28 protein-coding genes and 1 pseudogene are annotated in these 22796 nt (G+C 34.4%); 8 read left to right on the top strand and 21 right to left on the bottom strand.

Annotated features, from left to right (window positions below):
- Window positions 1-90: 90 nt before the first annotated feature.
- On the bottom strand, window positions 91-1086 hold the full coding sequence (locus NSS97_RS11825) for a GH25 family lysozyme (RefSeq protein WP_107887478.1): 996 nt from the start codon (window positions 1084-1086) through the stop codon (window positions 91-93).
- Between the two features lie 567 nt (window positions 1087-1653).
- Between NSS97_RS11825 and NSS97_RS11820 the strand changes: the two genes are divergently transcribed.
- Entirely contained in the window at window positions 1654-1848 is a 195-nt protein-coding gene (locus NSS97_RS11820) for a hypothetical protein (RefSeq protein ID WP_002085768.1), read from the top strand.
- Window positions 1849-2200: 352 nt separating this feature from the next.
- Here NSS97_RS11820 and NSS97_RS11815 read toward each other — a convergent pair whose 3' ends face one another.
- Window positions 2201-2704, bottom strand: coding sequence for a MepB family protein (locus NSS97_RS11815; RefSeq protein ID WP_002012628.1), 504 nt, complete (start codon window positions 2702-2704; stop codon window positions 2201-2203).
- A 220-nt stretch (window positions 2705-2924) separates the two neighbouring features.
- On the opposite strand from NSS97_RS11815, the gene NSS97_RS11810 reads away from it, so the two are divergent.
- Window positions 2925-3137: a hypothetical protein gene (locus NSS97_RS11810; protein WP_044444164.1), complete on the top strand. Its 213-nt coding sequence runs from the start codon at window positions 2925-2927 to the stop codon at window positions 3135-3137.
- A gap of 92 nt (window positions 3138-3229) precedes the next feature.
- Here the strand turns inward: NSS97_RS11810 and NSS97_RS11805 are convergent, their stop codons facing one another.
- The 4 genes and pseudogenes from NSS97_RS11805 to NSS97_RS11790 all read right to left on the bottom strand — a co-directional run bounded on the left by NSS97_RS11805 (window position 3230) and on the right by NSS97_RS11790 (window position 6244).
- Entirely contained in the window at window positions 3230-3787 is a 558-nt protein-coding gene (locus NSS97_RS11805) for a C1q-like domain-containing protein (RefSeq protein ID WP_002031830.1), read from the bottom strand.
- Window positions 3788-3924: 137 nt separating this feature from the next.
- Complete coding sequence (locus NSS97_RS11800) at window positions 3925-4500, bottom strand: C1q-like domain-containing protein (protein WP_002012631.1); 576 nt, start codon at window positions 4498-4500, stop codon at window positions 3925-3927.
- A gap of 820 nt (window positions 4501-5320) precedes the next feature.
- Window positions 5321-5506 (bottom strand): annotated as a pseudogene (locus NSS97_RS11795) (hypothetical protein); the annotation flags it as partial.
- 516 nt (window positions 5507-6022) lie between these two features.
- A complete protein-coding gene (locus tag NSS97_RS11790) occupies window positions 6023-6244 on the bottom strand; it encodes a hypothetical protein (protein WP_002141667.1) in 222 nt (73 codons plus the stop codon).
- A gap of 76 nt (window positions 6245-6320) precedes the next feature.
- Between NSS97_RS11790 and NSS97_RS11785 the strand changes: the two genes are divergently transcribed.
- The 5 genes from NSS97_RS11785 to NSS97_RS11765 all read left to right on the top strand — a co-directional run bounded on the left by NSS97_RS11785 (window position 6321) and on the right by NSS97_RS11765 (window position 9508).
- Complete coding sequence (locus NSS97_RS11785; RefSeq protein ID WP_044441853.1) at window positions 6321-6929, top strand: hypothetical protein; 609 nt, start codon at window positions 6321-6323, stop codon at window positions 6927-6929.
- 293 nt (window positions 6930-7222) lie between these two features.
- Window positions 7223-7309 (top strand): hypothetical protein, encoded by an 87-nt coding sequence (locus NSS97_RS11780; protein WP_324287142.1) that lies wholly within the window; start codon window positions 7223-7225, stop codon window positions 7307-7309.
- Entirely contained in the window at window positions 7293-7664 is a 372-nt protein-coding gene (locus tag NSS97_RS11775; RefSeq protein WP_002085781.1) for a tyrosine-type recombinase/integrase, read from the top strand. The genes NSS97_RS11780 and NSS97_RS11775 overlap by 17 nt, the downstream gene beginning before the upstream one ends.
- 73 nt (window positions 7665-7737) lie before the next feature.
- Window positions 7738-8052, top strand: a complete 315-nt coding sequence (locus NSS97_RS11770; RefSeq protein WP_001206934.1) for a thioredoxin family protein — start codon at window positions 7738-7740, stop codon at window positions 8050-8052.
- A 574-nt stretch (window positions 8053-8626) separates the two neighbouring features.
- Entirely contained in the window at window positions 8627-9508 is an 882-nt protein-coding gene (locus NSS97_RS11765) for a cation diffusion facilitator family transporter (protein ID WP_002085782.1), read from the top strand.
- On the opposite strand, the gene NSS97_RS11760 is transcribed toward NSS97_RS11765, so the two are convergent.
- From NSS97_RS11760 to NSS97_RS11740, 5 genes are all read right to left on the bottom strand, one after another.
- Window positions 9498-10133 carry a phosphatase PAP2 family protein gene (locus NSS97_RS11760; RefSeq protein ID WP_044441855.1) on the bottom strand — a complete coding sequence of 212 codons (636 nt, stop codon included), beginning with the start codon at window positions 10131-10133 and terminating at the stop codon, window positions 9498-9500. The two genes, NSS97_RS11765 and NSS97_RS11760, sit on opposite strands and share 11 nt — an antisense overlap.
- A 77-nt stretch (window positions 10134-10210) precedes the next feature.
- Window positions 10211-10966, bottom strand: coding sequence for a sporulation protein (locus tag NSS97_RS11755; RefSeq protein WP_044441857.1), 756 nt, complete (start codon window positions 10964-10966; stop codon window positions 10211-10213).
- A complete protein-coding gene (locus tag NSS97_RS11750; RefSeq protein ID WP_088032870.1) occupies window positions 10948-11769 on the bottom strand; it encodes a serine/threonine protein kinase in 822 nt (273 codons plus the stop codon). Before NSS97_RS11750 ends, NSS97_RS11755 begins: the two co-directional genes overlap by 19 nt.
- Window positions 11769-11951, bottom strand: a complete 183-nt coding sequence (locus NSS97_RS11745) for a hypothetical protein (protein ID WP_341112600.1) — start codon at window positions 11949-11951, stop codon at window positions 11769-11771. The genes NSS97_RS11750 and NSS97_RS11745 overlap by 1 nt, the downstream gene beginning before the upstream one ends.
- Window positions 11952-12061: 110 nt before the next feature.
- Window positions 12062-12241 carry a YozD family protein gene (locus NSS97_RS11740; RefSeq protein WP_002012644.1) on the bottom strand — a complete coding sequence of 60 codons (180 nt, stop codon included), beginning with the start codon at window positions 12239-12241 and terminating at the stop codon, window positions 12062-12064.
- A 149-nt stretch (window positions 12242-12390) separates the two neighbouring features.
- Between NSS97_RS11740 and NSS97_RS11735 the strand changes: the two genes are divergently transcribed.
- Window positions 12391-12546 carry a DUF3930 family protein gene (locus tag NSS97_RS11735; protein WP_002018281.1) on the top strand — a complete coding sequence of 52 codons (156 nt, stop codon included), beginning with the start codon at window positions 12391-12393 and terminating at the stop codon, window positions 12544-12546.
- 4 nt (window positions 12547-12550) lie between these two features.
- Here NSS97_RS11735 and NSS97_RS11730 read toward each other — a convergent pair whose 3' ends face one another.
- From NSS97_RS11730 to NSS97_RS11685, 10 genes are all read right to left on the bottom strand, one after another.
- Window positions 12551-13213 (bottom strand): hypothetical protein, encoded by a 663-nt coding sequence (locus NSS97_RS11730; protein ID WP_044441863.1) that lies wholly within the window; start codon window positions 13211-13213, stop codon window positions 12551-12553.
- 273 nt (window positions 13214-13486) lie between these two features.
- The gene (locus tag NSS97_RS11725) at window positions 13487-13702 is read right to left on the bottom strand and encodes a YozE family protein (RefSeq protein WP_002085796.1); all 216 of its coding nucleotides are present in this window, start codon (window positions 13700-13702) and stop codon (window positions 13487-13489) included.
- A gap of 72 nt (window positions 13703-13774) precedes the next feature.
- Entirely contained in the window at window positions 13775-14047 is a 273-nt protein-coding gene (locus NSS97_RS11720; protein WP_002085797.1) for a YokU family protein, read from the bottom strand.
- A complete protein-coding gene (ablA, locus tag NSS97_RS11715) occupies window positions 14044-15462 on the bottom strand; it encodes a lysine 2,3-aminomutase (RefSeq protein WP_002012651.1) in 1419 nt (472 codons plus the stop codon). The genes NSS97_RS11720 and ablA overlap by 4 nt, the downstream gene beginning before the upstream one ends.
- A gap of 210 nt (window positions 15463-15672) precedes the next feature.
- Complete coding sequence (gene rocR, locus NSS97_RS11710) at window positions 15673-17058, bottom strand: arginine utilization transcriptional regulator RocR (protein WP_002012652.1); 1386 nt, start codon at window positions 17056-17058, stop codon at window positions 15673-15675.
- A gap of 178 nt (window positions 17059-17236) precedes the next feature.
- On the bottom strand, window positions 17237-18136 hold the full coding sequence (gene ablB, locus NSS97_RS11705; RefSeq protein WP_107887476.1) for a putative beta-lysine N-acetyltransferase: 900 nt from the start codon (window positions 18134-18136) through the stop codon (window positions 17237-17239).
- Entirely contained in the window at window positions 18133-19401 is a 1269-nt protein-coding gene (locus NSS97_RS11700; RefSeq protein WP_002012655.1) for a peptidase, read from the bottom strand. Before NSS97_RS11700 ends, ablB begins: the two co-directional genes overlap by 4 nt.
- Window positions 19402-19416: 15 nt before the next feature.
- The gene (locus NSS97_RS11695; RefSeq protein ID WP_002127246.1) at window positions 19417-20079 is read right to left on the bottom strand and encodes a CoA transferase subunit B; all 663 of its coding nucleotides are present in this window, start codon (window positions 20077-20079) and stop codon (window positions 19417-19419) included.
- Window positions 20064-20762, bottom strand: a complete 699-nt coding sequence (atoD, locus tag NSS97_RS11690; protein WP_002085805.1) for an acetate CoA-transferase subunit alpha — start codon at window positions 20760-20762, stop codon at window positions 20064-20066. Before atoD ends, NSS97_RS11695 begins: the two co-directional genes overlap by 16 nt.
- A complete protein-coding gene (locus NSS97_RS11685) occupies window positions 20759-22069 on the bottom strand; it encodes an aspartate aminotransferase family protein (protein ID WP_033708325.1) in 1311 nt (436 codons plus the stop codon). Before NSS97_RS11685 ends, atoD begins: the two co-directional genes overlap by 4 nt.
- Window positions 22070-22796 lie beyond the last annotated feature (727 nt).

Here is a 22796-nt window from a genome sequence, read left to right as displayed (position 1 = left end):
CTTTGATAAATGTATATTAGGAACTATACAGCGCTATTGTGAAATCAATGTGTTTTCTGCAAGTATTTCTCTTCATGCCAGAGACAAGCTTTATTTAATTTGCACATGTTCTTCTTTGATCCATTTGTTCCCATCTATATCTATATATCCATCTTGACGATTCCAAATACGATAAGGGACCTTCCCATCGACCGCACCTGTATCATTCCCGTTTGGCCCATCGTACGTTCTAATTTCATATCCAGGTGTGTACTTTGAATATGCATAAAACCATTGTACATTAAAATGTTCTAACTTAGCCCACTGTTGTTCACCACCTAAACAAATCATATCTTTTTCGCCACCTCCCCAATAACCTTTATAGATTAAATATGGGATTTTTTTCGTAAGTCTTCCTATAAATTGCGGATTCGCAGGATTTTCATATAAATTAATGCCGTATCCATCATCATATTTTGAAACTGCAATACCAATTCCACTTGGTTGCTTACTGTCTCCAATACTAGATTGATTTGTTTGATTTGAACCTATAAACCAAGAAAGATTTTTATTCCCAATTAATTGATTCAAATCACATTTTCCAATACCAGGAACATTTCCTGAATCAGTATATTGCCAAATATCACAAGGATATGCTGGTTTATTCCCTCCATAACGAGGAATCCAAATAAAATCAGCATCAATATTGCGAGCTCCAAATGATACATACGTGTGATGTCCTACATATAAACCAATTTTTTTTGCACCTAATCGGCGTAATTCATCAATAAATGCTTGAGTCCCGCCTTGCATATCTACCATTGTTTGAACTTCTACATCTGCCACCCAAAATTTAGCGTTTTTATCGCCACGATTCCAAAAATCTTGCGCTTCTTTTTTTGCATCTGAAATAGATATAAAACGGCAAAATGCATAATTCCCAAATGGGATACTACGTTTCTTCATTTCTTTCACATAACCTTGATACATAAAATCGACCGTATTCGAACCATCTTGAACTCTAGCAATAACTAAATCTAGCTGAGACGCTGCAATATCCCAATTAATATTTCCATTCCATTTCGAAATATCTACAATATAACCCATTACTAATCAACTCCTTTTTATTATCTTATTCAATGCTTGTTTTATTGCTAGACCCATACGCCTAATAGCAAGCTTCTATAAGACAAATAAATATATTTTCATCATTTTTTAAAACTAAATAATTTCTTTTTATCCGTAATAAATAAGTCCTTCTTTTTTTTCATTTGTAAACGATAAACTTGCTTTTATTTCATACTAAATATTGGGATAAAACTATAAATAATGTACATACTACATATAAGCAATTTTTGCTTATACTCATGAATGACCTCCAAGATTTTTCAATCTCCCTGTAAAAAGGCAGCTAAAAAAAGCTGCCTTTTTACAATTTATTATATAAAGACAAGTTAATTAACGCTTATTCCCTCATATTAGTCTGTTTTTAAGCTTTTTATAAACATGATATATATTTTTTCACAACACTATTTTGATACGTAATAGAAATTACATCAACTCATACAGTATATGTAATAATCAACTACAATAAAAATTACATATTATATTAATATGTCTTCCTAATTAAAAGGAAATAAACATATAACCTCTGTTATGTAAGGAGTTTATTTAATGAAAAAAATCCCCATCGTATTCAAAGTTCCCCCGAATTCAAAGCTAAAAGTTACATTCTATGGTCCTTGTAACGAAGTAATTACAAATGTATCTTTAATTAATCAACTACTCACCCCTACCTGCCAAACTGTATCTCAATATCCAGACTTCAAGAAATATATAACTGAAGTCCGATCATTATCAAATTGTTAATCGTATAATTTTATGATTTATCATTTCGAACAGTACGATAACAAAATAATAAAAAGAGCCGCATCTTTCAAAAGAAACGGCTCTTTTTCATTTCACAAAACATGACTTCATTAAAAAACTAAAATAACTCATTAATTGATATTCTGTTGATATTTTGTTGATATTTTACACATATTAATGAAATGCGCATATATTATCGTATGGAGATTCTCCACTCATAAAACCTATCTTTTTTTGAGCATACTTTATTTGTATGCTCCTTTTTTATTCTTTACTTAACGGCTTACCCTGTTAATATTTCCAAATATCATCTGAACGAACATTGAATATTTCAATTTTTTCTTATTATGTGCTATGAATATAAGTTTAATAATTTATCTGTAGCTACATTTTCAGTATCACTTAAATCGACAAAATAATGAAGTTGCCACAATTGACTCTTCTTAGCTTGATTACTAATAGGTTTATCCCAAATAGGGTAAACCCTCATAGCCATTTTCCCTTTTTGATTTTGAGTTTTTAATATTTTTTCTTTTAGAAGAATCTCTTTTGGAAAAATAAATTGTCCTAGTTTATTATCCGCTATACAAGTGATAACTAAAAGGTTAGGAGCTGAATCATAAGAAAATGCCTGATTGCTCATAGAGGCATTCTTCTCCCAAAAAGAAACAAATTGTCCAATCTTATTAGGCGTAATTTTTGATACCCTAAATCGGATGCTTCTATTATTTAGCTGGAATACCCCTCCTGCATATTCTGAATTTTGCTTTTCTTCTTTTCGTTTAGTAATTAATAGATTATTAGGTTTGTAAATCATTTCATCTAGTTTTTCAATTATATTACTAAAATTTGTCATGTAAACGCACCTTTTTTATTTTCCAGTATACCAAGAACATTCGTTCTTGTATATTAAACTTAAACAAATGTTGGCTTTGAATAGTCTTTCAAAGATTACTTTATCTACTCCATCCATAACTTCAAATTTACTTTTATAGTATTTATTACATTACTCTTCCAATTCCTTGTATTCTTCATTATTTCATTAATATATTAATAAAAAACGAGGTACATATTACATGAATCCATCCAAAATTGACTTCGGCTCCATAGAGCAACCTTTATTCCTATTAATTTTATATCTTATCGCAATTCTTTTAACACTCGGCATTACATTTAGTATATGTCATTCCCTTTTACTAAATTTAATTGCACCGAGATGGGTAGCAAAACTGTTAGCTATCGTATTAACTCTAGGTGTTGCTTATCAAGTGGTTATGAACTTATTTTAATATATTACCAATTTAACACCTTTAACTAAAAGGCCCTACCATAAGGTAGAGCCTTTTTTAAAAAAATAGTCCATAAATCACAAACATGTCTTTTATTTTATTGGAGATGGGAATCTTGCAGCTTCAAAATGCGTACTAATAAACCCTGGATCATTTTGTATAATCAGTCCATCTACATCACTCTCAGCAAAAATTTCAACTACATCTCCTGCATGTAATTGAAGTATTGTTGAAACAGCTACGACATTTGCAAAATTGGGTGGACCAAAAAAGTCATTATCTATCGCTATAGCTGGATTATCATTTACCCGAATTTCTACACGCGCTCTATAATTCGTATTACTATCATTAGGTGCAAAGCTGATTGTACCAATAATAGAATAAACCCCTCTAGTCTTCGGAATAAAATCTGATGTTACTGGATTATATTCATTCGCTAAATCAAACTGTTCATTTTGGAATAATACTTTAACAAAAGTATTTGCAGTGACATTTTGATTTACTGTACTAACCGCTCTAAAAGCAGATGCCCTTACAAGTTTATCTTTCTCATTATCACAACACTTATCGTAATAATCTGTACTCTTCTTACAACAAGTATGCTTTGTCTTTTTATAGCCATTGCAATGCTTACAATAATAATAAGACATATTTATATCCCCTTTCTAAATCTATTGTTGTATACTATGCAAAATAAATTTAAAAAGTTTGGACGAGCTATTGCTATTATGAAATTAAAAAACTCCACCGAAAAGCAGAGTTAATAAAATTTTTTCCTTTTTAATATTTATACAATTGGAGATGGGAATCTTGCAGCCTCAAAATGAGAACCGTCTTCTGTACTACTAATAACCCCATCTATACTACTTTGTGCAAAAATCTCGACAATATCACCTGCATGTAATTGAAGTATTGTTGAAACACTTACGACATTACCGAAATTTATTGGACCAAAAAAGTCGTTATCTATAGCAATTGCCGCATTTCCATTCACTCGAACTTCTACACGCGCTCTATAATTTAAATTTGTATCGTTCGGAAAGAAACCAATCGTCCCAATTACGGAATAAACTCCTCTAGTCTTCGGAGTAAAATCTGATGTTGCTGGGTTATATTCGTTCGCTAAATCAAATTGTTCATTTTGAAATAATACTTTAACAAAAGTATTAGCTGGAAGGTTTTGATTAACTGTATTTACAGCTCTAAAAGCAGATGCTCTTACAAGGTTATTCTCCTTATGATCGCAAGAACAGTCATCACATCTTTTACCGCACTTATTATAATAATCACTTCTTTTTTTACAGCAATCATGATTTTTCTTTTGGTAACTCTCACAATTCTTACAGTAGTAATAACAAGACATATATAGTGCTCCTTTCTAATCTACTACTGCATAATATGTATGCTAGACTTGGAAAGTTTGGACAAGTTATTGCGATTACAAAAATAAAAATGCTCCACCATAAGGCAGAGCGAAGAGAAAGTATAACTTTTAAAAACAAAGCACTCATGTAATATTCTGGTTAAATCAGTAATACAAATTATCTAGTTTCATCAACTCGGATTTTCAGAAAAAACTCCTCTGTACGATTTTATTATTATTGAATAGATTATATCGTTAAGTGAGATATGCAATATTTCATATTTTATTATTTCAATATCCCTTTATTATCATTGAGTTGTAAACATTCTCTTTGAAACACTTTAAAATCAACACTTACTCTATAACAAATACTTTTTCATCCTTTAGAATTACCTGTAAGCATTATATTCAAATATTATTATTGTAAATTATTGACCTGTACAAACGTATAATTTTTGTGTATTCTATGGACAAGGAGTAAGGTAAGAGTTACTCTTTGCCATTTTAGGAAAGGCCCTGTTGGAGACAACAGGGCCTTTTTTCATAAACTAAATCGGTAAGATCCCCTAACTAGTAAGCTTTCTTTACCTAAACATCATGCATTTCTTTTTGCATACACCGCTACTCTTCTTCGACTGTTTCGTTTACAATCATCAGACACTATTTAACAGTACATAGTTCATTTATCCAGCACTTTCAAAACAGCTTGTACACCGTTAAAATACTTCATGCACTACAAATAAATTATCCGTTCTTGTACAGGATGAGTATAAATTTTGGAATGTCCTGATATTAAATTACTTACAAGGTTTCATACCACTTATACTTTTGGAGACGGGAATCTTGCAGCTTCAAAATGCGTACTATCTTCTACATTACTAATAACTCCAGCTACGCTACTTTGTGCAAAAATCTCGACTAAATCCCCTGCACTCAATTGAATTATGGATGAAACAGCTACAACATTAGCAAAGTTTATTGGACCAAAAAAATCATTATCTATTTCATAGACACCATTTATCAAACACTCCATGTTTCTTCACCCCTTGAATATTTTTTAAATAAAAATACATACTATTTTCAAGCCGTCGTATCCACGGCTAGTACTTCTTTCTTTTGTTACAGTAGTAAGCAGGCAGGTTCTTCACCTATCTGCTTTCTCTGTATATTTTTTTAGATATCGAAAATACTACCTACAAGCTGTTTGAACTAGCAGCTTCACTCTTCTTGTAATGGGAAAGCAATTTATCACAATTAGCTAACTCATTCAACTCACAGGCAGACAACCAAAATTGTTGTCTGCTTTTTGTATGGGATTTTTCATTTTGCATATACTACTTTTGAGCCTGTTTACCAACGCAAGCCATTTTGGTGTTTTGAATTCCGACTAAGCTTTTATGTTGCATAGATTATTACATCTTTGACAACACTGGTTAAAAGCGCGTTTTCTGGTTATTCGTAGTTCTAGTCCAGAATAATTTTCCTCCTATAAAGGACAGCAGGTACGACTGCTCGTCCTTTTTTATTGCCCCAAATACTTTTGTAACAATTCCAACGCTTCATTAATGCTCCCATTTAAATCATCAAGTTCAGCATCTTCTGGACACTCCTGCAAAATCACTACCGCTCGACTTATGACATCTTGTAACTTTTCGATATCGATAGAAGTTGTAATAATTCCCTCTTGTTCTTGCGGATCAGCTTTGCCGTAGCCATTGTGCATGGATATCGTGTTTTCTAGCATCTAGCTCACCTCCTTAAAGAATGCAGGATTTTCCTTTCCATTATCGAATTAGTAATGTTTGAAAAGGGGGTGTAATATGGCAGAAATTAAAGTAGGACTTACACAATTTTTAGACTTCACACTGAAAAGTAGTGCAGCTAAAACAAACTTTGTAAAAAATCTAAAATCTCAACCGGAATACCAACCAGCTTTTGATTACTGGAAACAATTACGAGATACTGTTATTAAATTTCATCAAAACGAACTACCTTTTGAATGTTTCGAAACATTAGTGCAAACGGTTGATCAGAAGAAAAAGCAAAACTATATTGATGTCATAAAACAGTACAAAAAATTTATTAAAAACAAAGACATCTCTTGGTTCGATCCAGGTAAATCACATTGGATATCAGATGATTTAATCGTCCGCTCATCACCTGAACTCGGTTTGCTCATTAATGATGAGCCGCATCTTATCAAACTGTTTTTCAAAGGAAAAAAAGAGCGAATTGATAAATACAACATCAACTCAACGCTAACATTATTAAACGAATCGACATTTTCAAATGAACATAACGATGTGAATTATACGGTTCTTAACATCCAAAAGAACAGAATGTATACGAATAACTCTATTAATAATGATCATTTAATAGCGCTTGAATCAGAAGCTAACCAGCTTTGTTATATATGGAATAAGATGTAAAGAGTACTATTCATCTCTTTCAATACCTTTTCCATGCATAATTTGGGCACAATTTTCACAGATCCTATCAGTTTCGTTTAATTGAAGCCCACCCTGCATTGTTCCTCACGAACAATGCAGGGTGGGCGTTTTTTCGAAAATAGTTTCTTTAACCATTTCCGCATCCTAACTCACCTCCTCCGAAAGAGTGATATAATGAGCTCTCTCCACTAAATCAGCGTTAACACCCTAGCTTTTTAACCGATGAAGAAGTTCTTCGTTTTTTAGAACATGCAAAAGAAAACCGTTATTATATCGCTTATCTTCTTGCTATTACATGTGGAATGCGTAAAGGTGAAATCTTAGGTCTACAATGGAAAGAGATTGCTGATTTTACCTGACATTACTTTAATGGCACTAAATGACCATCTGCAAAAAATCTCTGAGGAAAAAGAGCGATATGATGAAAGCTATAATGATTACGATTTGGTCTGCCGTTTCAGAAGTTTGACACAGCTCTGGAAAAAGCTTATAAAGAAAAGTGAGGTTCCTGATATTCGGTTCCATGTTCTGAGACATACTCGTGTAACAATTATGTTAAAACAAAGTATACATCCGAAGATTGTAAGTGAACGATTAGGACATAAAAGAGTAGGCATCACATTGGAAACCTACTCACATGTTGTACCAGGACTTCAGGAAACTGCGGTGGATCAATTTGCAAACGAATTATTCGGAAAGAAAAACTTTTGTTAGAAGTTTTCGTTTCTAGGCAAAAACACCGCTTAAATAACCCCAAATATTATAAGTAAAAAAGGAGCAACAAAACATGAGAGAAATCAAGTCTGACAAGGAATTCAAAGACATCATCGCAAGCGAGGAGCCAGTAGTTGTTAAGTTCTTTACTACATGGTGCCCAGATTGCGTGCGTATGGACAACTTTATCGGAGATGTAATGGAAGAGTTCAATAAATTTGAATGGTATTCTATTAATAAAGATGAGTTCCCAAGTATTGCTGAGGAGTATCAAGTAATGGGTATTCCAAGCCTACTTGTATATCAAAATGGCGAAAAGTTAGGTCACTTACATAGTGCAAATGCAAAAACGGAAGAGCAAGTTACTGAGTTTTTAGAAGCATACTAAGAAACGAAAAACCTCTGAAAAATCATCAGAGGTTTTTTTCGTTTTCAAATTGTTCTTTGCCTTTGTCTCTTTCTGGAAAGTGAATATTATAATGCTTTCTCCTCTTCTTATTGAAGAATTTTGTTATCATTTCTTATATATTACTCACATGAGGAATTACAAAGAGTCATTTTGCGAAAAATATATATGAAAAAAATTTTGAGAATCATTATTCTCGCCCTCTTTCCATTTGCCATAATCATCATTAATTGTTTAATAAAGTGAAACTTTAATCAGTGGGGTTTTTGTTCATCCCCCACTGATTATTAGTTGAACCAATCGGGCGTTTACGGGCAGTTGATCTCCCACCTAACTTCTTTGCTCCAACTGAATTTTGAGGTGGGGGTCTTACTGCCCGTTAATGCGGGATAAATTTCTACTTTGTACTTTTCAACATATTTTTCCTTAACGAAACTTTGTTATCCCCTTCTTAAAAAGCTATAAAACGTCAACAATGTTTGTATAGACCCACACGAGTTTCGTTTGATACTCTATGTATAGAAAGAAATTCCTTGTAGAAAGGCGAGTGATTAAAATGGATTCTCTTTCTCATAAAGAAGCTGATAAAGGTGCTATTGTCAGCATTATAGCCTACATATTTTTATCCTCTATGAAAATCATCATCAGTTATATTACCCTCTCTAGCGCATTACGTGCTGACGGTTTGAATAACTTAACGGATATTGGTGCTTCTTTAGCAATATTAATTGGCCTGAAAATTTCTCGTAAGCCTCGTGACCCAGATCATCCATATGGGCATTCGCGTGCAGAACAAATCGCATCACTTGTTGCTTCCTTTATTATGGCAACGGTCGGATTAGAAGTTGTTATTAGTGCAATTCAATCGTTTTTCAATCCGAAACAAGCAGCACCTAATGTACTTGCTGCCTGGGTGGCTTTATTTTCTGCTGTCGTTATGTACGGTGTATACAAGTATACGAAAAAGATTGCAATGCGAACAAAAAGTAAATCATTAGAGGCTGCTGCAAAAGATAATTTATCAGATGCTCTTGTAAGTATTGGTACAGTAGTAGGTATAGTCGGCGCACAGTTCCAAATGCCTATTTTGGATCCTATTGCTGCTTTACTTGTCGGTCTTATTATTTGTAAGACCGCGTGGGAAATTTTCGTAGAAGCTTCTCATATGCTAACGGATGGAATTGATCCTGAAAAAATGGATGAATACGCTGATGCTATAGGGCATATTTCAGGTGTAGAACATATTGTAGATATTCGTGCTCGTATGTATGGGAACCAAACGTATGTGGATATTACAATTGAAGTAGATGCTCGAATGGATGTTAGCGAAAGCCATTGTATTACTGACAATATTGAAGATATGCTTCGAAAAAAATTCGGAATTTACCATGCTCATATTCATGTGGAGCCCATGCAAAAAGAACCTATTATGACATAGGTTCTTTTTTAATGAACGCCTTATGAAATATAATACATAAAACGAGCCAGCTACCGCCCGCTGCCCATCCGGCTAATATGTCAGATGGATAGTGCACGCCAAGATAAATTCGGCTAACTGAAATAGATAATACAACGAAGCTTGCTATAAAAATAATCAGCAACTTTTTATGCAATGAAATACGATCTTCTGTAATTGTGACGTATGCAATAAATCCTAAAAAAGCAGTAACATTCATCGTATGACCGCTCGGAAAGCTATATCCAGTTGCTGTAACAAGCTGCGTCACATCAGGTCGTGCTCGTTCATACCATAGTTTGAGCATACTGTTCAAATAACGTGATCCGTAATAATTAATTGTTAGAAGTAATGCACTTAATATTTTTTTTCTAAGAAGAAAATACATTACAAGTATAATGAGTAACGGGAAATATATTCTTTTTGAACCGATAAAGGACACCCAAGTAAAATAGGTTGTCAAATACTCGTTTCGGAAACTTTGAATAAAGTGTGCGACTACATTATCAAATTTTTCAATACAAGCGGTATGATACGAAAGTGATAGTGCGACAAAACAAATGAGTAGTGTACAACTTAACAAGTATAAATGTCGGTATCGTTTCACATACATAACCTCACTATGCAAAAAAATGGAGCGGTTGTTTTAGTTTTCCTCTCCATTTCTTTTTTATGCATAGTTTATTAAAAAATATTATTGTTAATTTTTTGCTGCATCGTTGGAATATCTTCGTTTGTTACTGTAAAGCGAATAACCTTCTCATCAAGATCAAGCGCTTCTGCGAATAAACCAGCCAATCCACGTGATTTTCTATCTACTTCCATAATAATTTCTAATCGGTCGTGGGCACTTGGCAAAATTAATAATTCTAATTCATCTAATTTCCCATAATACTCTCCGGAGACTGGAATAAACTCAAATTCTTGCGCGAATGGAACTTGCTTACGTAATCGATAAGGTAATTCTTCGCATTCTACATGACGCGCTTTAAAACCTAATTGATTTACACTATTTAATACACTGTTCAATAGTGCATTCGGCAACACTTGAATATAATCACGGTCACTTGGATCAATACTACGTTTAATATCAAGGCCTGTATGAACCCAAACCGTTTTCATTCCAAGTGTTAGTGGTACTTCAATTGGCATTAAAAACGAAAATGGAATTTCCACTTTTTCATTTGGCTCTACAGAAAATGGATCTGTTAAACGAACTCGCTCCAAATCATACGTTGCCGTTACTTTTTTATCATCCACTTCTCTTACATATGACGTCGACAATGTTAAGTAAATGCTTTCAATTTCTTGGTTAACTGAACCTCCAGTTATATGAACCTTCCCTACTATCTCTTCTCCAACTATATACTCATCTTTTTCAAGAACGGTATCTACTTTTGCACTACCAATACCAACGCTTGCTAAAAACTTTTGAAACATGAAGTCTCCATCCTTTCTAAAGCGTAAGCTACATCTTTTTTCAAATCTTGTACATTTTCATAGTATGGCGCTTTCATTTGTAACATTCGCATTAGCATGTCGCGATTATATTCTTCCAGCGCTAACTCTTCATACCAAGGTTTTTCCTTTTTTTCAGTCGATTCATAACTAGCATACAATAAAAATAATACGAAATGACCGAGCGCATAAAAATCGCTACGAAAGTGAACTTCTCGCATCAAAGCTTGTTCACCTTCATAAGTTATAGCACGCTCATCACCCTCACCTTTCAATTTAGCCAATCCAAAATCAATAATACTAATCTGATTTTCTTTCATTAATATGTTTGGAATACGTAAATCTCGGTGAATGATACCTTTACTATGAAAATACGAAACAATTCCTAGTACTTCATATAAAATCCCAAAAACTTCACGTTCATCATATACTTGGCCATCTAAGAAAATACAATCTTCGAAATTTTTTCCCGGCATATACTCCATCACCAAAAAGTTCTTTTTCTCCCATATGAAATGATCATGTAGGTTAGGAATTGACGCATGATTTAATGTTTGTAAAATCACTTTCTCTTGCTCAAATGATTTTCTACCAGACTCATATCTTTGTTTACTTTGCCTTAATTGTTTTAAGACTTTATATTTATTTATTTGCAAATCATTAACGATATATGTAACCCCATAACTGCCCATTCCAATTACTGATTCAATCTTATAACGCTCTGCAACGATTGTATTTTTTCGCAGTGGTCTATCAAATAAAGCTAGTATACGACGCCATTTCATCAGCTACTTGAAAAGAAGCTACGGCTTTTACGTTTTCTTTTATAATGCTGATGCCCATAACCAGATGAACGTCGTTTATACTCGCTACTTGAATAAGAGCGCCCTCTATGACGATAATCACTACTTGAATACGAACGATGTTTTTTCTTTCCTAATAAAGAATCAATAATTTTTTTGAACATCCCTTCACCTCTTGTATAAAATTTTCTTTTAATTATACCAACAATTCTTGTCTATATTTGTGACAAGTTTGTAAAGAGTAAAAAACGACGAGTTAAGCCCGCCGTTACTTTCAATCTTCCTCTTCATCAAAAACTTCATCAATCATGCATTTCTCTAATAAATACTCAAATGTAATATCTGCCAGGTCCTCAATTTCTTCTCTTTTTGGAACGTACCCTCTTTCAATTAGTCGCTCATAAAAAAACTCCGCAATCTCTTCCGTGTCAATTACGACTTCAATTTCCTTCATGAGCATCACTCCTTTATTTCTGTTTTATGAAAAAATCTCAAAATTATGTATATGAGATTAGAAAAATAGTTTTTCTTTTTTTATAAGTCATATCATGTAGGTAAAGGGCATACGATGTTAGTACAAGCTATCCAAAGGGGGAAATAATAATGGAATACCAATACGAAGTAGAGCAAACAAAAGAAGAGTTCATGCATGAAGATCAATGGGCAGACTCTCTTATTAAATGGCTTTTTATTTTTTTAATAATTGTAGGCATACCTTATACTGCATATGTTGTTGTTCAATTTATTCTCTCTTTCTAGTTAACTATTTTTTCTCTGTCAATTTAACTAAATAATTTTGAACAACATCCATAACAATTTTATATTCTTCATCTTTAAATGTATCGAATAATAAATGATAATCATTATAAATATCTAATAACCCATCAATAATTTCTTGGCGATTCGTCTTTACACTTACTTTTTTTGAATTGTTAATTGACTGCAATTTTCCTAAATCTAATTTATTCATACCAGCTTTATCTTGTTTCATTTTCTTCAAAATTGCATTTGCCGTTTGTGCATTAGCAAGTAATGTTAAATCTGATTCATCAGCTTCTAACCATTCACCATCAGTAATTCGTGACAATTCATATATAGTATCTTCCCATGCATCATTTTTATATCTCCATACTTCTGTACGAAAACCAACAATACGAAAAACATCTTTATCATATCCAGTTACTTGCACGAGATCACCAAACGTAAAGTTATAATTTAATTCAATCCACTCTGTGTCGCCCTTTTTCATTTCTTGCTCTGTAACATGCTGCAAAGTTTGTTCTACATAAAATCCATCGTGATTATTTACTTCGTATACGTAAACTCCATCTAAAACTTTCATATTTGTAACTTTCCCAACGGTTCCATATAGCGTAATCACGACTATGTCCCCTACGTTATATTTAGGTTGTTTTTTCCTTGCCATCAATATCTCTCCTTTTTTAAACGTCGTGATTTTGATAACAGTATATGCAACCTACATAAAAACGCTTATCACAGAAGCTTATATTCATAAATTTTTTCAATAAAAAAGTAGAATTTGTATATAACTTAAAAAAGCTAGTATTTAAACTAGCTTTCACTTTTTATTTATGTTCTAACAGCAAGACGTATTGTAAATAAAAAAGCATAATGAATACTTCACTTCTTTCAAAGTAATGTATTCATTATGCTTTCATTTTCCTAAAACTTCATATCGTTATCTCTCTTGTATATATAAATCCCATGCATCATCAAATATAGACATACTTTCTAGCATTCCACTTAACTCTAAGTATGAACTAATTACATCATAGTCTTCAGATTGCTTCGGAAAACTTAAATCATCATACATCGCCTCTGCTAAATCTGATATTTCATTTTTAAATAAAGCTGCACGGTGCTTCATCATATAATGGTAAAATGTCTTTTTCAAAAATATTCCCTACCTTTCTAACTTGGGTACATTATACAAGGCAAAAAAGAAAAAAACCAGCATAAAAGCTGGTTAAAAGTCGAAATAATTCCTTTTTAATAAACGTGGTCTTCCCATCAACTCTTCGTATGTTAGTTGTTTTGGCAAATCTTTCGTATAAATTAAAAACAACTGATCTTCAATTTCTTTTACAGTATGGTCTGCTTGATAGTCCATTCCACATGAGGAACAAGTAATACATGGTGTCTCTTGGATTTCAATGGCTTTTGTACCATCTGGTAATTCCCAATATACAGTATTCAAGCTTTCTTTCGCTTCTGTACTGTCACACCACATACAATTCATACTACGTCACCCTCATTTTTTTTGTCATCATCTAGCTTTGCTATTTGTGCTTGATATTTTTTATCTTTTAATTGATCACGCTTATCACGTTTATCTTTTAAAGACGCATGCGTTTCATTGACTTCATAATCTTTGCGGCGATTCATACGTTGTAAATCATCTGGAACAAGATTAAATTTCTTATCACTCATCAATCCTGCAACGCCGATATCAGAACGTTTCTCTTCATAAGTCGGATAAATTTCTTTAAAGTAGCCTTCTGCTCTTCCTGGGATATAGTTTTCTGGTTCTGGATACGTTGTAATAACCCCTTCAAAGTTACGAAGAACAACTTTATCCGCACTTTGTGAAATTAAATAGTTTGGCTGAAGCGCAATTTTACCGCCTCCACCCGGTGCATCGACAACGAAAGTTGGTACTGCATAACCAGACGTATGTCCACGTAAGCCTTCAATAATTTCAAGACCTTTCGAAACTGGTGCACGGAAATGACCGATACCTTCTGATAAATCACATTGATAAATGTAATATGGACGAACACGAATTTTCACTAAATCATGCATAAGTTTTTTCATAATTGGAACGCTGTCATTAATTCCAGCTAAAATTACAGCTTGGTTTCCAATTGGAACACCTGCATTTGCAAGCATTTCACATGCTAGTTTCGATTCTTCTGTAATCTCAATAGAAGTATTAAAATGCGTATTTAACCATACTGGATGGTATTTTTTAATTATGTTACACAGGTTTTCTGTAATACGCTGTGGGAATACAACTGGTGCTCTCGTTCCGATACGAATAATCTCAACATGCGGGATTGCTCGTAAATTCTTTAATACATATTCTAAAATTTTATCATTAATTAGAAGTCCATCACCGCCAGAAATTAAAACGTCACGTACTTGTGGTGTTTCACTAATATAAGCAATCGCATCATCTAATTGCTTTTTCGGTACGCCCATTCCAATTTGTCCACTAAAACGACGACGAGTACAGTAACGACAATACATAGAACATTGATTCGTTACTAAAAATAGTACACGGTCTGGATAACGATGAGTTAATCCTGGGACTGGTGAATCTTCATCTTCATGAAGAGGATCTTCTAAATCATATTTTGTTTTATATAACTCTTCCGAAATCGGTACTGATTGCATCCGAATCGGACAGCGTGGGTCATCAGGATTCATTAGCCAAGCATAGTACGGTGTAATGTTTAACGGGATCGTTTTCGTTGAAATTTTAACGCCTTCTTCTTCGTCAGGTGTTAAGTTAATTACTTTCTTTAAATCATCTAAAGTTTTGATCGTATTCGTTAATTGCCAAACCCAATCATTCCATTGTTCTTCTGTAACATCTTTCCATAATTCAATATCCTTCCAGTGACGATTTGGTTTGTATACATCATGTAACATTGCTATTCCCCCTTTTTATACGCTCACCCTTTATATAAGCAATAATTATGCCAACTTCATATTCTTGATAAGTAAATGCGAGAAATACCCTATTATATAAGAGAATAAATATTTTTAAGTGCTGTACTAAAACGATATTTACTATCATATTCATTACTTGTTATATATGTAAACGCTCTTTTATTGGTGCAAACACACAAAAACCGCCGATTATTCGGCGGTTTTGTCGTACTTGCTCAGTTTATATTGAAGCGTTTGACGCGGAATACCTAACATTTTTGCTGCTTGCAAAATATTCCCTTCCGTTTCAATTAACGCTTGATCTATTAATTCCTTTTCCATTTGATGAAGAGCTTCCCTAAGCGGTAATATACTTTTCTTCTTCGGAAGTTTCTCTTTCCGAAATGTTCGTGGCAAGCAATTTGCTGTTAACGAATTCCCTTCTGTAATAATGACAGCATGTTCAATCGTATGCTTTAACTCACGAACATTTCCAGGCCATTGATAAGCTTGTAATCTTTCTTTCGCTTCCTTATCAATTTGAAGTACACCTTTTTTATAACTTTTATTATATTCTTTCAAAAAGTAAGACGCTAATAACAGTACATCCTCAGTTCTTTCGCGAAGCGGCGGGATATATAATGAAAACACATTTAATCGATAGTATAAATCAGTGCGAATTTTATTTTCTCTTAAACATACTTCTGGAGGCTGATTCATTGCAGTAATAACGCGAACATCTACTTTTCTCGTCTTATTATCACCAATGCGACGAATAACTCCATCTTCTAATACACGTAGCATTTTTGCTTGTAAATCAAGCGGCATTGAATTCAGTTCATCTAAAAATAATGTCCCTCCATCTACAAGTTCAAATAATCCTGCTCGTTCGATTGCCCCTGTATAACTACCTTTTGTCGTGCCAAACAGCAAACTTTCTAATAGCGACTCTGGCAAAGCTGCACAGTTTTGTGCAATAAACGGCTTGTTTTTTCGTTTAGAAGCTTCATGAATCGCTTGCACAAATAGCTCTTTCCCCGTTCCAGTTTCACCATATATTAAAACATTCGCATCGGTTGGCGCTACTTTTTGTGCTAACTCTTTCGTCTGTTTAAAGCGGGAATCATCAGTTACAATTGTCTCGAATGCAACATGCTTTTTCACCGTTTTTTTGCTAGTCGATCGTTTTATTTTCGATTGTAGATCTACAATCGTATCAGTAAGCTTTTGAATAGTAGAATAATCTTTCGCAATTTCTACAGCACCAGCAATATTTCCATCTATTAAAATAGGTAACGTTGTATTGACCGTACAAACGTCTTCCCCATTTAAATTTTGGTAATGTTGAACTTGGTGTACGATTGGTTTTTTTGTATCTAATACTTTCATCAACGTACTTGTTTCTCTGGATAATGACGGGAATGCTTCTAATAAATGCTTTCCTAGCACATTTTCAATTTTAGATCCATCATGTTTTGCAGCAACTGTATTATAAAATATTGTAATCCCATTTTCATCTACTGCATGTATGGCCTCATCTATACTGCCCAAAATCGCTTCAATGACTTCCTGTGTCGAAACTGCTAGCAATGTCATCCCCCCTTTTGCCGAAAATCCAGCAAATTCAACGCCGAATTTCCGGCACCCTCTGTGCGATTATAAGCATGACGATTCCGTTCTATTATTTTGATGAAATGTATATATATTTTTATTGCTTATTTATGGTTAAGTGAAACTTTAATCAGTGGGGCTTTATTATTAACCCGACTCCCACTTAACTTCTTTGCTTTACAGCCGAATTTTGAGGCGGGAGTCTTACTGCTTTCGAATAGCTGGATAAATCTTTCACCCATATATTCATATCTTCCAACTTATCAAAAATGTAGCAATTATTCGCAAGCCTTCCCGTATATGTATAGCCTAATTGATGAAAGGCTGCATTCATACCGAAAGATAGCGAGCGAGCAATTGTATAAGAACAAAAAATAGATTTTTCTTGGAGCTCTTCCTCCAATTTAATTAACAGACTTTTCATGAAACCATGTTTTCGATATTCAGGTAATGTAGCACAATTCGTTAATTCTGCATTACCTTCTTTCACGTTCATTTCAGCAGATGCTGTACTAATAATTTTCCCCTCGAATTCATAAACATAGTAAATTGTATCGTCTTCCTTCATCGTCTGCTTTACATAATTCCCATCATTTAAAGGTGTCGGATAAACTTCAAATACTTTTCCAAAGACAATTGCTAATTCTTCCGCATCCTCTTCTGTCGCTTTTCTTAACACAAATTCCTCTGGGACTATTTTTTCTTTCACTTCTTTTTCTTTTACACCACTTAAAATAGTATCTTCCTCAGTCCAATGAATACTATTTCGTCTTTCATCATTATGATATTTCACGAAGAAGTGCGCATCGTGCCCTTGAAAATAATGAGGTATCGTTGCTTCCAGTAAGAAACCGAAAGAGAGCCATGTTGAAACATGCTCTCCCTTTCCTTTAATAATACATTTAGTGAAAGAATGTTTCTTTGCTAATTCATCGATTGTTTGTATGATGCTTTCAACATTTCCTGTATAGTGATCAACTCTAATACGTTTATTAAAATAATCTAAAACCCCTTCTACTGTATAATGCTTTGTCTGTTCACTAAAAGATGCATAGTATTTCATTTTTTCACCTCACACCAATCTAGTAATGTACATGCAATTATTTTTGCGGCAGCAATCATTTTATCAACTTCTATATATTCGTTTGGATAGTGTGCTACTTTCGTCTCTCCTGGACCAAATACTATCGTGGGTACGTTAGCTATTTGTGTGAACAAACCTCCATCTGTTCCCCATGGCGAAGCTTCTATAATCGGCTCGTTCCCTTCGATTTCAACAAAGTTATGTTGAAGCGTTGTAATAAGTGGATGATTTTCTTCTAGTTCACCAGGAACCCATCTAGCCCCAAACCATTCTACTTCTACAGGATTTTTTACAAACCAACTATCCACATCTTTTAATTCACCAATCCAGCCCTCAAACTCTTCTTTTGCTGCCTCTATAGTCTCATTCGGCGCAATACCACATCTTCCTTCTAAAATTAATGAATCGGGAACAGAACTTGGCCAGCTTCCCCCTTCAATTTTCCCAACGTTAATTGGAATTGGAATCGGAATCCCCTTAAATAACGGATCTGTAATTCGACCATTTCTCTTCTCTTCTAATTTTCTCAAATGCTCTACAACAAACATACTTTTTTCAATTGCACTTACTCCTTCATAACGTGTACCACCGTGTGCTGCTTTTCCTTTTATATGTAGACGAAACCACATTGATCCTTGTTGTTTCGGAAAAAACTTCATATTCGTCGGCTCAGGAATAATAACGCCATCTGCCTTATATCCTCGTAAAATAGCAGCTAATGTTCCTGCCCCACCGCTCTCTTCTTCTATTACACTTTGAAAATGTATATCACCTTTTAGTTCAATACCAGATTCAATAATCGCTTCCATCGCAAGCATAAGTGAAACATTGCCGCCTTTCATATCTGTTGTTCCACGTCCATATATGCGGTTTCCTATTTTCTCTCCACTATATGGATGATGGTCCCACTGATTTACATCCCCTTCTGGCACGACATCAATATGCCCGTTTAAAATCATAGACTTCCCTTCGCCACTTCCTTTTAAAGTCGCTACAATATTCGGGCTATCTGTAAAACTTGTACGAGGTGATACGAAATAAGGGTGATCTTTCATTTCATTAAAAGCAGGCTCCCAAATATCAAGATCTAGACCTAACTCACGCAACTTTTCAATAACAATTGCCTGCGCACCACTTTCATCACCAGATACGCTCTTTTCTTGAATTAATCGTGTTAAAAATTTTACACTCTCTTCTTCATGACCCTCAATATAATCACAAACTTGTTTTTTTAATTGCTCCATATATTACAACTCCCCTCATTCAATTACTAGTAAATTTGAGCTTATATGAAAATCAGCTGTCGTATGTCGTTTTACATCTTCTACAGTATATGGACTCATTAATTCTTGTAAGACAAGTCCTCTTTGGGTCACTTCCATGACAGCCATGTCTGTAATAATTAAATCTACACATTTTTTCGAAGTTAATGGCAATGTACATTCCGAAACAATCTTTGCATTTCCGTATTTATCAACATGATTCATCACAACAACGACCCGCTTCGCTTTTTGCGCTAAATCCATCGCTCCTCCAATACCTGGAACGCGTTTTCCTGGTACAATCCAGTTCGCTAAATCACCATTTTCACTTACTTGTAACGAACCAAGTATCGTAACATCAAGTAATCCTTTTCGAATCATGCCAAACGCCATGCAACTATCAAAATAACTTGCTCCTGTAATAAGAGATGTTGGTAAACCAGCTGCGTTACATAAATTCTCATCTTCATTCCCTTTACTTGGCGTTGGTCCCATACCAACAATACCGTTTTCCGCATGAAACATAACATTCATATCTTCTGGCAAATGATTCGGTACAAGCGATGGAATTCCAATACCTAAATTTACAAGCATACCATTCTGAATTTCTTTCGCTGCACGTCTTGCAATCTTATCTCTTACTTCTACGCCCATACCCATTTCCAATTCACTCCTTCCGATGGCACGATATAATTTACAAATACACCTGGGACGACAATTTCTTCTGGATCTAAACTTCCAAGTGGAACAATTTCTTCTGCTTCTACAATCGTTATGTCACCAGCCATAGCTACGTGTGGATTCATATTACGAGCGCTTTTATCAAATACAAGATTGCCAAACGGATCCGCTTTTTTCGCATATACAATTGCGACTTCAGCCGTTAAAGCTGTTTCAACTAAATATGTCTTTCCATTCATTTCAACTGTACGCTTTCCTTCTTCTACAATCGTATCAACACCAACGTCAACTAAAATACCACCAAGCCCTACACCACCAGCGCGAATACGCTCTGCGAGTGTTCCTTGCGGAGAGAATTCAATTTGCAATCTTCCTTCATTTAATTGTCTTCCCGCATTTGGATTTGACCCAATATGAGAAGTAACTAAAGATTTAACCCTTTCATTCGTAACAAGACGACCGATTCCTACATCAGGAAATCCAGTATCATTTCCTATTAAATTTAAATTTGTAATGCCTTTATCTAAAACAGCTTGAATTAAAGATGGAGGGGATCCGATTCCTCCAAATCCCCCAAACATTAATGTCATATCATCATGGAACAAAGAAATTACTTCCTCTATTTCTTTTAATTTACCGAATGTATTTGTAATAGTTGTCATGCGATACTATGCCCTCCTTTTTGCATCATCTCTTCCACGCTCTTTACAAAAATTGAAAGTAATTCATCTAACTCGGAATATGTAGTTGTCATTGGTGGTGCAACAAGCAGTGCACTATCCTCTTTTCCTGCTTGCCCTGAAACAGCTTGGTATAAGAGCAGTCCATTTTTAGCAGCAACTGAAATAAGCTCCGACGCTTTTGTAAACGGTTGCAATTCTATTCCAATTAGCAATCCTTTTCCACGCACATCGGCAATAATTGTCGATTGTTGCTGAACTTTCTGCAAACCTTTTAATAAATACTCTCCCTTTTCTGCTGTTTTTTCAGGTAAATTATGTTTCTCCATATATTCAATAACAGCTAAAGCCGTTGCTGCAGACAATGGATTTGCACTAAGCGTATGCCCGCTCATTACAGAACGTGATCCACGTAAAATTGGCTCCATAACACGGTCACTTACAACTGTTGCTGCCATTGGTGTATAACCCGCTCCTAGCCCCTTACCAAGGGTCATAATATCCGGTTCTACACCCCAGTGCTCCATCGCAAACCATGCACCAGTACGACCAAGTCCAGTCATTACTTCATCCGCAATAAATAATATATCGTAATGACTACAAATATCTTTAATTACTTTATAGTATTCTTTCGGCGGGACAACCGCGCCTCCAGCAGCTCCGATAATCGGTTCAGCAATAAAAGCTGCAATATGTTCTGCACCAATTCGATCAATTGCTCTTTCTAGTTCAGTCGCACAAGAAAGTTGACATGTTGGATATACCTTTTGTACAGGACATCTAAAACAGTATGGAGCTGGAATAGTCGGATAATCTTCCAAAATAGAAACGAAACGTTGTCTGCGCAGTGGATGCCCAGACATAGATAAAGCTCCCATTGTAATCCCGTGATAGCTCATCCATCGTGACAAAATTTTATGTTTCCCTTGAATGCCACGCTCCTGAAAATGCTGAATTGCGATTTTCATAGCTGTTTCATTTGCTTCCGTACCACTATTCACAAAAAAGCTCCAGTTCAAATCTCCTACACATAAATCACTTAACTTCTTCGCTAATTTTTCAGCTGGTTCACTCGTAAACTGTGATCTATAAACGAAAGCAATCTCCTCTGCCTGTTTTTTAATAACTTCTGCTATCTCTGCTACGCCATGTCCAATACCTGCCGTAATCGCTCCAGACGAACCATCAAAATATTTATTTCCGTTTTGATCATACAAATACACACCTTTTCCATGTGAAATCATCGGATACGGCTGACCAACAAGTGGTTTAATTAAGTAATCGCGCATAGCGCTCCCCCATTTCTTCAATTTGTATATGTATATGAAGAAAATTGACGTTTCTTTCATAAAAAAGAATCCTCTGCAAAAGCAGTGAATTTATCAAAAAACTATTATAAAATATACAAATGACTGCTAAATATTATTTTAAAAACAGAAAATTCAGAACTTAAAATGAAGACCAACCTTACCTGTACGCTTAAATACCCCTTCCTGATTTAAGATAACAGCAAATTGAATATTTTTTTAATATAATATCAACTTCCCTCAATTGCTGACATTGTGTAAACTTCGACGGAACTCCCGTTATTCTCCTTCCTATTATCCTACTTTATATTGCATATTTTCAAACAAAATTCGACATTTTACTCCACCTCATTTATCGTAACTATTTCTTAACAAATAGTACCACCTGTTTAGAACAATAAAAAAAGAACCGATTAACCACATTAATCAGTTCGGCACGACGCTCTTTTATCGGTATTACCTTATCCAACGCATCACTAAAATTAATAGAAATACTCATAATACAAATCCATAATTCGTCCCACAGCCTATAGCACCAAATCCTCCATAACTTCATTCCCAATAACTATGGGGATATCCCCATCCCAATGGTTCCACTCCTTCCATCAAAGTCAAACTACCTTTCCTTTATAATTTATGTAGGACAATTATCGATTTGTATGTGTGTTTGCCTATAAATAAAAAAATCCCCATTTTAACTTTTCCTTCT

The organism is Bacillus sp. FSL R12-0074 (assembly GCF_038005725.1).
Taxonomy (GTDB): domain Bacteria; phylum Bacillota; class Bacilli; order Bacillales; family Bacillaceae_G; genus Bacillus_A; species Bacillus_A mycoides.
The sequence above is the reverse complement of the archived record's forward strand: the minus strand, read 5'-3'. Positions and strand labels throughout refer to the sequence as shown.